Origin of the sequence: Dolichospermum lemmermannii CS-548 (genome assembly GCF_028330815.1) — a bacterium.
GTDB lineage: Bacteria > Cyanobacteriota > Cyanobacteriia > Cyanobacteriales > Nostocaceae > Dolichospermum > Dolichospermum lemmermannii.
The window spans coordinates 1-12,788 of sequence record NZ_JAQMTJ010000239.1; the positions used below are offsets into that span (position 1 = coordinate 1).

10 protein-coding genes are annotated in these 12,788 nt (G+C 37.1%); 6 read left to right on the plus strand and 4 right to left on the minus strand.

Annotation, left to right across the window (positions count from 1 at the left end):
* The first annotated feature begins 548 nt into the window (after positions 1-548).
* From PN450_RS16220 to PN450_RS16235, 4 genes are all read left to right on the plus strand, one after another.
* Entirely contained in the window at positions 549-788 is a 240-nt protein-coding gene (locus PN450_RS16220; protein ID WP_271836929.1) for a hypothetical protein, read from the plus strand.
* 27 nt (positions 789-815) lie between these two features.
* On the plus strand, positions 816-1,250 hold the full coding sequence (locus tag PN450_RS16225) for a hypothetical protein (RefSeq protein WP_015078325.1): 435 nt from the start codon (positions 816-818) through the stop codon (positions 1,248-1,250).
* Between the two features lie 79 nt (positions 1,251-1,329).
* Positions 1,330-1,500 (plus strand): hypothetical protein, encoded by a 171-nt coding sequence (locus PN450_RS16230; protein ID WP_271836930.1) that lies wholly within the window; start codon positions 1,330-1,332, stop codon positions 1,498-1,500.
* Between the two features lie 62 nt (positions 1,501-1,562).
* Positions 1,563-1,736 carry a hypothetical protein gene (locus tag PN450_RS16235; RefSeq protein ID WP_271836931.1) on the plus strand — a complete coding sequence of 58 codons (174 nt, stop codon included), beginning with the start codon at positions 1,563-1,565 and terminating at the stop codon, positions 1,734-1,736.
* A gap of 358 nt (positions 1,737-2,094) precedes the next feature.
* Here PN450_RS16235 and PN450_RS16240 read toward each other — a convergent pair whose 3' ends face one another.
* The 4 genes from PN450_RS16240 to PN450_RS16255 all read right to left on the minus strand — a co-directional run bounded on the left by PN450_RS16240 (position 2,095) and on the right by PN450_RS16255 (position 8,198).
* Positions 2,095-2,832, minus strand: coding sequence for a peptidylprolyl isomerase (locus PN450_RS16240; protein WP_271836932.1), 738 nt, complete (start codon positions 2,830-2,832; stop codon positions 2,095-2,097).
* Between the two features lie 394 nt (positions 2,833-3,226).
* The gene (locus PN450_RS16245; RefSeq protein ID WP_148761483.1) at positions 3,227-4,729 is read right to left on the minus strand and encodes a putative HlyD family type I secretion protein; all 1,503 of its coding nucleotides are present in this window, start codon (positions 4,727-4,729) and stop codon (positions 3,227-3,229) included.
* Positions 4,730-4,837: 108 nt separating this feature from the next.
* Complete coding sequence (locus PN450_RS16250; protein ID WP_271836933.1) at positions 4,838-7,492, minus strand: peptidase domain-containing ABC transporter; 2,655 nt, start codon at positions 7,490-7,492, stop codon at positions 4,838-4,840.
* Positions 7,425-8,198, minus strand: a complete 774-nt coding sequence (locus PN450_RS16255) for a helix-turn-helix domain-containing protein (RefSeq protein WP_334311496.1) — start codon at positions 8,196-8,198, stop codon at positions 7,425-7,427. Before PN450_RS16255 ends, PN450_RS16250 begins: the two co-directional genes overlap by 68 nt.
* 404 nt (positions 8,199-8,602) lie before the next feature.
* Between PN450_RS16255 and PN450_RS16260 the strand changes: the two genes are divergently transcribed.
* Together PN450_RS16260 and recN are read left to right on the plus strand one after the other, a co-directional pair.
* A complete protein-coding gene (locus PN450_RS16260) occupies positions 8,603-10,708 on the plus strand; it encodes a WD40 repeat domain-containing protein (RefSeq protein WP_271836934.1) in 2,106 nt (701 codons plus the stop codon).
* A 192-nt stretch (positions 10,709-10,900) separates the two neighbouring features.
* The gene (gene recN / locus PN450_RS16265; RefSeq protein ID WP_271836935.1) at positions 10,901-12,631 is read left to right on the plus strand and encodes a DNA repair protein RecN; all 1,731 of its coding nucleotides are present in this window, start codon (positions 10,901-10,903) and stop codon (positions 12,629-12,631) included.
* Positions 12,632-12,788: the final 157 nt, after the last annotated feature.

Sequence of the window (12,788 nt, forward strand, 5' to 3'; positions counted from 1 at the left end):
GTGATTTACTGTTTCTCAAATGCCTTTTTTCACTTTATCTGTTTGTTTTGATGCTCCCTTTGATTTTCATCTCCGTAATTTCCCTCTGTAACATTTTGGGGTGCGGAATGTGGGATTTAAGTTAATAGGCAAAAGTGACAAAATTGCAGCAATTATGTCCCTTTTTTTGGCTATTTTTAGTCCGTAGTTGTCTATTTTTTAGTAATATTCTTAACATAAAAAGGCAATTTTACGGATATTTGTGCGGAAAATGCTGTTATCATCAAGCTATTGAAGGTGACAAAACTGAAACAATTATGTCACTTTTATTTTGTCTAAGTCTCTAGACAGAGGTTTTTATTTTTAATAAAGATGTAAGTAAGTTGGCGTTAAACAATCAACATATGTAACGAAATGTAAATTCGACAAATACCTTATAGATAGGTTATTTAAGGGTTTTTACGAAAAAAATGTATATTGATTTTATCGTGCCGACTTACTTAGTCGGGAAATAAAGAATAACAACCCTAACAAATTAATTCACCTACAGACTTCTGAGGAAAATTAACATGAATAATCATCGTCTTGAAATCAACGACCTAATTGATAGTGCTGTTAATGATGCAGTAGCGCGTCGTAATGAGGCTCTAGCATCTGTATCTGATGAAGAAGCTAAAAACGTTTCTGGTGGTATAGCTCTTACCACAAGCGGTGTGAGACTCATCAAACCCATTTGGTTGGGAATAATCATCCGTGAGCCTATCACAATAGGAAAAATCGCACTCCCAACTGATACTTATTTGGCATAAAAATCCTCTTATTTGGAGGCTAAATGGATGAAGGAAATTGCTGAAAAAACTACACTCTGCCCCAGTGCTAGACCAGAACCAGGGGAAAGTTTTGTTTTCGGTATCATTGGTGGAACAGTAGCAGAACCTCGTGTAGCCTATCTGAAACAGCCTCAACCTATCACAGATGAACTAATAGCTAAAGTTAGTCCTGTGACACCTGCGGAAGTATTTCGTACAGCTTCAACTTGTGCCACAAATGGTTGTCAACATTTTGATGGGAAAAATTGTGGTTTAGCTACACGAATTGTCGAAAATTTACCGACAGTAGGAGAGGAATTACCTCCCTGTTCTATACGTCGTGATTGTCGTTGGTGGCAACAGGAAGGTAAGGCGGCTTGTATGCGTTGTCCGCAAGTAATTACGGATAATTACAATGCTTCTGAATTGTCAATTCAAGTAGCCACACCAACGGCTTGTTGACTTAATATCTTGCACCATAATCTGAGTTTCCGATTTTTTCTAGATTTTTTGACTTTTTAAAACCAAGGAGAATACCAAAATGGCTCGCATTCAAATTGCTGACTTGCATAGTGAAAACTTTGTTGAACTGACTGCTGAAGAACAATATTTAATTCAAGGTGGTTTTTGGTGGGTTGCTGTTGCTGTTTATGTTATAGACCATTGGTCCGATATTAAAAAAGGTGTTTCTGATGCTTGGAATGGAAACTAATTAAAAGTTGCCTTCTTGTTTTGCAGAAATCAATTGTTATTAGTGTGGAGAAAATTAACATCATGAAAGGTAGAATCAGCATTCTAGATATCAATTCAGACTACTTGCAAGAATTAACAGAGGATAGTTTTATTAATTCGATTTTTGGCGGTAAACCAACACCAGAAACTAGCTTTGCTTATGACGTAGCTTGGGCAGTTACTAAAGGCGTTAAATGGGTAGTGGATCTGTTTTAATCTCAGAATTTGAGTAGTGTAATCTCAGAGGATGTTTGAAAAGTGGTATTCCGTAATTTTCATCACATTGCTACCCCCCTTAGTCCCCCCTTGTAAAGGGGGGAAACAATAAAAATCCAGTTCCCTCCCCTTGTCAAGGGGAGGGTTAGGGTGGGGTAAAAAATATTTGATACATCAACCATAACTTTTCAAACACCCTCTCAGAGCATAAAACCAATTTCTCGTTCCCAGTCTCCGACTGGGAATGCCATTTAGAGGCTCTGCCTCCGTGACTTAGTATCAATGAAGGCAGAGCCTTCTGTAATTCATTCCCATACAGAGTATGGGAACGAGAACATTTTTCATTTTTGTGATTAAATCACTCGAAATTCACATTAATCTCTGTTTGATTAACTTGTTTTTTGATCCAACTTAATAGTAAATCGCTGACAATTTGCTGACGCAATTTATCATTCAATTCCGGTTGAATAATCTCCTCAACAAAAATCAAATGTACTCCCTTAGAAGTAGTTATCGGTTTAATTACCTGTGGGGGTTTCGCACCAAAAACAGCAGCAGATATTTCTGGCTTTAAATCCCGACGATTTAATATTCCTAAATATCCCCCTTTACGACGTAATTCTACATCTTGAATATATTGGTGAGCCACATCATAAAAACTCATTTCTCCTTCTTTGACTGCATAAAAAAGTTCTATTGCTAGATCTTCATCATTAAATACAACTTCATACATGACAACACCAGCATAATTTAGCTGATTTTCAAAAAAGAAAGGTTCGATTTGATCAGAAAATAAATGCTTGCTTAACTTACCAGTAACCACACCAGTATAGACTATATCTTCAAAATCATCTATAGATAAACTATGTTTTTCTAACCATTTCCAAGTGTCATTAGCACTGGTCATATCATTAGTTAATCGCAGAAAATCCGCTGCTTTTTGTAATTCTTCAACTTCTACTTTTATCCCTGCTTCTTCCGCAGCATTTATAATCACTTTTCGGTTGACAATTTGCTCAACTAACTCAGGTATTTTACAGGATAATTTAATTTGTTGTAAAATATCTGATTGGGTAATGGTGATAGGTTCGGACATAATTTGCTCCTTAAATACATAAATTATACCCCACCCTAACCCTCCCCTTGCTAAGGGGAGGGGACAATTCGATGAATTTTTTCTCGTTCCCAGTCTCCGACCGGGAATGCTACTTAGAGGCTCTGCCTCCATGATTTAGTATTAATGAAGGCAGAGCCTTCCGTAATTCATTCCCATACAGAGTATGGGAACGAGGGGAAAGACTAAAGGGAGGGGACTGAATTAATTGTTTTCCCCCTTCTCGTTCCCAGTCTCCGACTGGGAATGCTACTTAGAGGCTCTGCCTCCATGACCTAGTATTAATGAAGGCAGAGCCTTCCGTAATTCATTCCCATACAGAGTATGGGAACGAGGGAAACAAGGGAGGACTAAGGGAGGTAATTCGATAAATTTTCTACAATTTCACTCCTCCTTGTTGCAATTTTTTAAAGGGGTCAAGTAGAAAATCAATAATTCGTCGCTGACGGACAATTACCTCAGCGGTTGCTGTATCCCCTGGACGCAAAGGAATACATTTATTAGCAGAGGGAATACAACTTTTTTTGAGAGAAATTTCTAAGTTATAAGCGGCTACTTTGCCATTGGCTGTATCTATCTCTATCGTATTAGGAGAAATTTTAATTAACTCTCCTGAGATAATACCATAATCCTGAAACGGATAAGCATCAAATTTGAGTTTTACTGGTAATCCTAACCGCAAAAAACCACTATCTGTAGTTGCCATTTGCGCTCGAATTATTAAGGGTGAATTATCTTGAGCAATTTCGGCAACCATTGTCCCTACTTGCACAACTGAGCCGGGTTTTTGAATTGGTAGTTGAAATAATATCCCATTCACAGAAGCTTTAATTTCTCGCTGTCCTAACTGAAATTTTAAGGCATCAATTTGGCGTTTAGTTTGAGAAATATCTGATTTGAGGGAACTAATGTCTGTATCTAAACTTTTCTGTTGTTCGGCGATTTTTAACACCGCTGACTGACCAGAAAGAGTTAAAGTTTGATAGCTTCTTTGCTGTTCTCCCAGTCGCAATTTAGCCTGTTCAATATCGGCATGAGCTTGGCGCAAATTTCGCTCATAACTACTTTGTTGTTCTGCTAAACGTAACTTAGCTTGTTGAACATCTGATTGGGTTTGTGCATATAATTTTTGCTTTTCCTTAGCGATATCTTGCTTGTCTACTAAATTAATTTCTGGAATTACTCCCTGTTGTCTGAGTTGACTATAGCGTTTTACTTCTCGCTGACTACTTAATAAACTACTCTCTGCTAATTGATTAGTAGTTTGACTATTAATTAGGGTTTGTCGCGCTTGATTAAGTTGAGATAATCTTTCTTCTTTCTGAAATTGATAGGCATTTTTTAGGGTATTAATATTTTGTTGCGCTTGATCAATTTGTGCTTGTTTTTCTAATTGTTGAGATTGATTTTGTTGTTGTTGGGTTGCTAAGGAGACAATTAACTGATTTTTAGAGGATTTTAACTGAGAAAGTCGGTTTAATTGTCCTTCCAATTTATCTTGAACTTGACGTAATTCTGATTTGACTAATTCTGATTCTAATAATAATAGAGTTTGTCCGGCTTTGACTGTTTCACCTTCTTTAACTTGAATTTCCGCAACTGTTCCCCCTACAGCGGCATCTAATTTCACTGTTTTATCTTTAGGTTCAATACGTCCTCTTCCTGTACCTGTTTCATCTACTTTAGATAGTAAAGACCAAGGTAAAACTATGGAGACAATGAAGACTAAAAGATATAATAGTCCCCGAGTCCAAACCTGTGGTAAACTATCAAGTGATTCTTTGGTAATTTCCGACCAATCTTCATTGGTAATTTCTGGTAATTCTGGTGATAATATCTCATCAGATTTTGTGATATTCCCATTTAATGTACTTGTCATAATGCACCTTTTTCTTAGTATGAATTTATGGTAGGTTGGGTTGAGGAACGAAACCCAACTATAATCATTATTAAATCATTGTTGGGTTTCGCTATGGCTCAACCCAACCTACGTTAGTGTTTGTAATTGCTGTTGATTTAGATAGAAATAATGTCCTTTTTTAGCCATTAATTCCTCATGACTGCCACTTTCAATTAACACACCTCTATCTAGTACCAAAATTAAATCAGCATTTCGCACGGTGGAAAGACGATGGGCAATTACTAAAGTAGTTTTTCCTTTGAGAATTGTGTTAAAATTCTGTTGAATTATCCTTTCTGATTCGGTATCTAGGTGAGAAGTTGCCTCATCTAAAACCAATAATTTGGGATTACCTAATAATGCTCTAGCAATGGCTATTCTCTGTCTTTGTCCACCAGATAATAAACCTCCACCTTCACCAATTTGGCTTTCATAACCCATTGGTAATTTTTTGATAAATTCATCAGCACCAGCCATTTTTGCTGCTGCAATTACTTCTGATAAAGGTATTCCTGGATGTCCTAAACTGATATTTTCTCGAATTGTTCCACCAAATAAAAATGTGTCTTGGTCAACTACACCAATTTGTTGTCGAAAAGAACGCAAGGAAAGACTGGTAATATCTTGTCCGTCAATTAAAACTTTACCGTCTGTGGGGGGATATAAGCCGATAACTAATTTAGAAATGGTGGTTTTTCCTGAGCCACTGCGTCCCACTAAAGCTACCATTTGTCCGGGTTTGATTTCAAAACTGAGGTTTTCTAATATATTAATATCGCTTTCTGGATGATAGCGAAATGTCACGTTTTCAAAGCGAATATGTCCCTGAATTGCTGGTAAATTCTGCCGTGATTGATTTTGTAAGTCTTCTTCTGGTTCTGTGTCTAAAACATCGTTAATTCTTTCTACTGCAATCACAACTTCCTGCAATTCATTCCATAAGACAATTAACCGTTGGAAGGGGCGAATAATATTACCCAGCAGCATATTAAATGCTACTAGTTGTCCCACAGTTAACTGATTATGAATTACCAAATATGCCCCAAACCATAATAAAGCTGTGGTAGCTACTGCTTCAATTGTGTTACTGAAAATTTGTAAATTATTGCCGATAACTTGCCCGGAAAAGTTGGTTTTTATCTCTTTATTTAATAACTCTTCCCAATGCCATCTTACTGTTTGTTCTACTGCTGTAGCTTTGACAGTTCTCACACCAGTTAAAGCTTCTATTAAATAACTACTTTCCTTGGCAACTGCATTGAATATTTCTCTGGAAATCCTTTGTAAAAAGGGTGTGGCAATTAAGGCTAATAAGGCAAAAGGTGGGACAATTATTAAAGCTAATAATGCCATTTTCCAACTGTACCAAAACATCAAGCCTAGATAAATAAAGACAGTGAATAAATCTAGGAGAATTGATAATGCTTCACCCGATAAAAAGCGTTGAATTTTGCGGTTTTCCTGCACGCGAGAAATAATATCCCCCACATAACGAGTCTCGAAAAAACTCAGGGGTAAACGCAATGTATGACGAATAAAACCGACAATTAATGCTAAATCTATCCGATTAGCTATATGATCTAAAAGATATTGCCTTAAACCCGTCATAGCCACCCGAAAAAGGCTAAAAATCAACAATCCTATTCCTACTGCTGTCAGGGTCAGTTCTGACCGTTGTACCACTACCCGATCTAAAATTAATTGGGTAAATAGGGGGGTAATTAAGCCAAATATCTGGATAAATATGGAAGCGATAAATACTTCCAACATGACTACAGAATGGGGTTTTATTAACTCGAAAAACTGCCAAAAAGGTGTAGATGTCTCTTTCGTTTCTTTGAGCATTGCTGTCGGTTGTAACAACAATGTATAACCAGTCCAGTCGTTGTTAAATTCCTCATGGGTGAGGGTGCGTTGACCAATAGCAGGGTCCGCCACAATTACATATTTAGGGGTAATTTCGTAGACCACTATGTAATGTTTGCCTTCCCAGTGAACAATAGCAGGTAATTTTTGCTTTCCTAACTGCTTTAAACTAGCTTTGACAGGTCTAGTGGCAAAACCTAGACTTTCTGCTGCTGTTAATAACCCTCGCAAGGATGCACCATTGCGGTCTACATTGGCAATATCACGCAAGCGATTTACACTAAAACGTTTCCCCCAATACCGGGACACCATGACTAGACAAGCTGCCCCGCAGTCAGAACCACTCTGTTGGGCAAAGAATGGATAGCGTCCCATCACCTTTTGCCATAAATGCCCCACCCGTTGTCTGGGACTGGGAAAATAGGCTTTACTAATTTTTGATTCTGAGGTCAAATAGGGGGTTGAATCTGAATTGTCGTTCTCTGGAGAGCTTGGTTTTATCGGTGTATAATCTGTGTTTCTCAGGAGTGAGTATGCTTTCTCCCATAAATGTTCTCGAATTTGGGGATACTTGGCTATTAATGGCAATAGTAACTTTTCTGGCAAGAAGCATAACTGTAAATTTGCTGAAGCTCTGGCTGCATAAGGCTCAAATTTAGATTGGGGAAACAAAGTAAATTCACTGAAAGATTCTCCAGATTCTAGAGTAGTAATTAATTCGTCTTTATCATCTAATAGTCTGACTTTGCCCGTAATGATAATGTAAATGCCCGGTTCAACATTCTTTCCTGTCCAGAATTTGCCGACTTTAGGGTTGATAGATTGAAGTTCGGGAAGATAGTGATAAAATTCTTCTGCGGTTAGTGAATACCCCAATGTATTGTTGATTTGTTGCAGAGATACTAATTGAGCGGATATATTGTGCGCCATAAATGTCTAAATCCTTTACTGCTTTGTGAAAATTAATAGGTATAATTTCTGAGGAATCGGTGGTATTTGCTTTTTTGAGGTCAGCAATTGATATTTTGGGTTCTGTAGCTGATTTTGGGCTATTTTGTCCATCATGACTGGGTTTCGGTCGAGTGGATAAGCCCATTTGTTTGAGAATTCGCTTAAAGTGGCGATCGCTCACTTCAAAGCCAAATTCTTCGCATAGATGTTTCTGTAACCAATTCAATGTCCAGTGTTGATAAACATAACCATAATCACGAGGACTACTGTAAAATAATTCTTTTAATCGTTGTAAGTATTCATTACTAACTAATTTAGGACGACCAATCGGACAATCTTGCCATTGATGCGCCATTCCCTGACGAGCTATGTGTATCCAATGTCTAGCGGTTGCGGGACAACACCCCAAAATTTCACAAATTTCTGCTTGAGTTATCCCTTTGTCCGCTAACAACATAATTTGAATCCGTTGCCGCTGGCATTGAGAGCAATTCTCTTGTAATGATTTTAACAGCATTTGTCGCTGAAAATCTGTTAACAAGTTACTTGAAGAATTGCTCCCCGCTCTATTTGTCCATTGATATGTATACATAAATGGTTCAATATCGTAAAAATCAAACTCCGCAAGCATCCTAGTTCCCTCTTAATGAGAACTTGGTCTTATGTCTTGGTGTAACTGATACATTATAATACTAATGCTATCTTAATAGAACCCATCTTCCGCTTGTTCCTGACAATGGATTTTAATACCATTTTTGGTAATTCATAGCGGCTCTTGTGTCTTTTTTCTACTGAGAATCTCATGTATTAATAAGCTAAGGATTTTACTAGGGTATTGACATCTGGAAATTTTATGCTATTGTCAAGATATACAATCTGAAAGTTCTCATATCTAAAAATTAGCGTTGCGGAAGAAAAGAATTTTTTGCACGCAGAGACGCAGAGGCGCAAAGAGTATAAAGTTTTATTTGCTGAATTTTATTGACTATGTTTTGTGATATAGTAATCACGACTTGACAAGTAATACCAGTTAACATGAATAATCGTCAGTTGCTAGAAGTTAGCGAGTATGTATGTTTGGGGTTATCAGTATTAGGAACAATAGTAGCGACAGTGACGCAACAGGTGGTTTATGCAGTTATTCCCCTGGGTTTAAGTGTAGCTTTAAATTTAGTTAATCGTCCTAAGTTTAATTATTCCCAATCACAAATTGAGCAATTACAAACAAGTTTGCAAAATATCACTGAAGAATTTCACCAGGTAGAAAAAACCATGAATACCTCTAATCAACGTTTGGAACAAATCGAAGTTTGGAGACAACAACTCAGCCAAATTATTGACCAAACTATTGAAAGTGCTATTAATGAACGTTTGGGAAAACTTGAAGTGTACAAACAGGAAATTAGTCAAATTGTTGACCAGAAAATTCAAAGATCAATGCAAAAATTAAGTACAGAATTTAATGCAGTTCATCAACAAATGCAAATTGTCAATAATCGGGTACAGCAATTAGATATTTCTCTAGAAAGTTTAGGTTCTACTGTTGATAAAGATGAATATTTGAGAAATATTGCAGAATTGCAAACTGAATTATCACAAATTAATCAACAGCTACAAGTCTTTAGTTCTCGATTTGCAGAAATTGAACCTTCTATCAAAAATGGCAATGAAAGCAGTCATCAACAACTAGCAGAATTACGGGATAATCAAGAAAATCAAAGTCAGAAATTTACCCAAATTCATCAACAAATCGAAGTTGTTAATTCTCGATTTGCAGAAATTGATAATTCAACACAAAAATTACATCAGACAATTTTAGAACAAAACCAATCAATAGGTGAAATTAAAGAAAAGCAAGAAAGTGAAATTTCCAAAAATAATGATATCCTTGATTCTATTAACCAACGGTTGACAGATGGATTAACAGAATTAGATAGTTTATTTACAGCTTTGGTACAACCGTTACAGGTTGAAAATAAATCAAATTCGCAAACAAATCCAATACCAGAAACAGCAAGTCAAGAAAGAGAAGAAATTAATAGAATTAATAACTTAGATTCTATTGGTAATTCTATTAACGAATCTTTGAAAACATTGGATGTATTAACAGAATTAAATACTTGGTTTAACCCGTCACAGTTAGCAAATGAATCAAGTATAAAAGAATCAGATAATTATCAAGAAACACTAGAAGTAATTCCTACCACATCTATAACAGATGACAAAACAGGAAAATTAGTATTTTTCAGTAATCTCAAAGGACATAAACATAAAGTTCTCTCTGTCGCTTTTAGTCCAGATGGTAGATTTTTAGCAAGTGGTAGTGATGATAAAATCATTAAATTGTGGGATTTAGCAACTCAGCAACATCGCACCTTTAAAGGACATGGAGAATCTTCTTGGTCTAGAGGGATTAATTCCGTAGGTTTTAGTCCAGATGGTAAATTCTTAGTCAGTGGAAGTGATGACAAAACTATTAAATTGTGGGATGTAAATTTAGGAATAGAAATTTTCACTTTTACAGGACATCAAGAAAGAGTTAATGCTGTCGCATTTAGTCCCTTGGGAAAAATTTTAGCCAGTGGAAGTAAAGACAAAACAGTTAAAATGTGGTCATTAGAAACAGGAAAAGAAGTTTACTCTTTCAAAAGTCATACCGATGATGTTTTATCTGTAACTTTTAGTCCCGACGGTAAACTATTAGCTAGTAGTGCAGGTGGTAATGATAAAACTATCAGGATTTTACAATTAGCTGAAAATAAAGTGAAAACATTAACAGGACATTCTGATTGGTTTGGAGGGATTACTTCTCTAGCATTTAGTCCCGACGGAAAAACTTTAATTAGTGGTAGTCAAGACAAAACTATTAAACTTTGGAATCTAGAAACTAGTCAAGAAATTAAAACCTTATCAGGACATTCTGATCATATTTGTTCCGTTGCATATAGTCCCAATGGACAAATTTTAGCGAGCGCTAGTAAAGATAAAACAGTGAAATTATGGTCAGTCGCTAGTGGAGAAGAAATTTCCAGTGTAAAATGTACCGATTCTGTAATTTACTCAATTGCTTTTAGTCCAGATGGTAAAATATTAGCGGCTGGGAGTGGAGATACAACCATTACTCTGTTTCCTATAGCCTAACTTTGATTCTACAGGTAGGGTAAAGCCTGAACTAAACCCTTACACCTCTAAGTTTTGAGCGTTGCTAATAGCCATATTGAAGTAGAAAAAAGGAAAATTAAAAATCTTCACCTTTGCGCCTTTGCTTCTTTGTGCCTTTGCGCGAAACATAATTTGAAACCGGGGAAATCTGCAATAGTAAGGATTATTTAAATGCTGCTATATTTAAGAATTGAAAATTTCGCCTTAATTGATCATTTGGAATTGGATTTTGGTGCGGGTTTGAATGTGTTGACGGGAGAAACCGGCGCAGGAAAATCAATTATATTAGATGCTATTGATGCGGTTTTAGGTGGTAAAGTCTCTAGTCGGGTGATTAGAACTGGCACAAATCGCGCTATAGTGGAGGCGACTTTTAGCGTTACTCCGCCCCTAGCAGCTTGGTTGAGTGAACAAGAAATTGATTTAACCGATGATCATGCTGTGATCATTAGTCGAGAAATTGCCACTACTACCAGTAATATCCGCAGTAGATCAAGAGTAAATGGAGTGCTGGTAAATCGCCCCTTAATGGCAGGATTACGGGATAACTTGGTAGAAATTACGGCACAAGGACAAACGGTACAAGTGGGACAATCTGCCCAAGTTCGAGATTGGTTAGATTTATATGGTGGTGATGCTTTGTTGCAAAAACGCCAAAATGTCGCTGCTGCTTTCATTGTATATCAACAAGCCCGGCAAGCGCTGGAAAAACGCCGGACATCGGAACGGGAACGGCTGCAACAATTGGATTTATTAACATATCAAGTCCAAGAATTGGGTGCTGCTAATCTTGATGATGCCCAGGAAATGGAACAATTAAATCAAGAACGGGAACGCCTGAATCATGTTGTGGATTTACAACAAATGAGTTACAAAGTTTATCAGGCTTTGTATCAAGATGATCAGGAAACTCGGACTGCTGCTGATTTATTAGCCGATGGAGAGATGACATTAACTCACATGGTGGAGTATGATTCTCAATTACAATCTTTGTTGGAATTGGTGCGAGATGCCGTTGCAGCGGTAATGGAAGTGGGGAGACAAATTAGTATTTATGGAGAAGGGTTAGAAGCAGATCCGCAACGGTTGGAAGAGGTGGATGAACGGATACGGGAATTAAAACAAATCTGTCGCAAATATGGACCGACTCTGACGGAAGCTATTTCTTATTATGAACGTATTCAAACTGAATTAGCTGAATTAAATAATAGTGAACAATCTATCGAAACTTTAGAACAACAAGAACAATTATCTTTACAAGAACTCCAACAAATTAGTCACCAATTAAGCCAATTACGGCGGCAAACTGCGGCTAATTTAGAATCTCGGTTATTAGCTGAACTCAAGCCGTTAGCGATGGATAAGGTGAAATTTCAAGTAGAAATTGTCCCCATTTCTCCCGCAGCTACAGGTGCAGATAAAATTACTTTTATGTTTAGTCCTAACCCCGGTGAACCTATTCAACCATTAACAGAAATTGCTTCTGGTGGAGAAATGAGCCGTTTTTTACTAGCTTTAAAAGCTTGTTTCCATCAAGGAAATGAAGTGGGAACAATGATATTTGATGAAATTGATGTGGGAGTTTCTGGTAGAGTTGCCCAAGCTATAGCGGAAAAATTGCACCAACTTAGTCAAGGACATCAAGTATTATGTGTAACTCATCAGCCTCTAGTTGCCGCAATGGCAGATCGTCATTTTCGCGTTGATAAATTAGTTATTAATAAAGCCAGAAATAGTAATGATGAACAGCGGACTGTGGTGAGGGTGACAAGTTTGGATAATTTAACTACTCGTCGGGAAGAATTGGCTCAGTTAGCTGGTGGTAAATCGGCAAATGAGGCAATTTCTTTTGCTGAATCTTTATTATTACAAGCTGCTAATCATCGGGAAAGGGGAAAATAGATGGTGAAATTGTCTGAGAGGGTGTTTGAAAAGTTTTGAATGTATAGACTGACCCCTCTCCAAACCTCTCCCCTGCAAGGGGAGAGGCTTTAAAACCCCCATTCCCTTGCAGGGAAGGGGGGTAGGGGGGTTAGGTTTTTGGAGATTACTGGTTTGA

Excerpts from the sequence above, each read along its gene's own strand:
- PN450_RS16220 (WP_271836929.1), top strand. The coding sequence starts at position 549 with ATGAATAATCATCGTCTTGAAATCAACGACCTAATTGATAGTGCTGTT.
- PN450_RS16225 (WP_015078325.1), top strand. The coding sequence starts at position 816 with ATGAAGGAAATTGCTGAAAAAACTACACTCTGCCCCAGTGCTAGACCA.
- PN450_RS16230 (WP_271836930.1), top strand. The coding sequence starts at position 1,330 with ATGGCTCGCATTCAAATTGCTGACTTGCATAGTGAAAACTTTGTTGAA.
- PN450_RS16235 (WP_271836931.1), top strand. The coding sequence starts at position 1,563 with ATGAAAGGTAGAATCAGCATTCTAGATATCAATTCAGACTACTTGCAA.
- PN450_RS16240 (WP_271836932.1), bottom strand. The coding sequence starts at position 2,832 with ATGTCCGAACCTATCACCATTACCCAATCAGATATTTTACAACAAATT.
- PN450_RS16245 (WP_148761483.1), bottom strand. The coding sequence starts at position 4,729 with ATGACAAGTACATTAAATGGGAATATCACAAAATCTGATGAGATATTA.
- PN450_RS16255 (WP_334311496.1), bottom strand. The coding sequence starts at position 8,198 with ATGCTTGCGGAGTTTGATTTTTACGATATTGAACCATTTATGTATACA.
- PN450_RS16260 (WP_271836934.1), top strand. The coding sequence starts at position 8,603 with ATGAATAATCGTCAGTTGCTAGAAGTTAGCGAGTATGTATGTTTGGGG.
- recN (WP_271836935.1), top strand. The coding sequence starts at position 10,901 with ATGCTGCTATATTTAAGAATTGAAAATTTCGCCTTAATTGATCATTTG.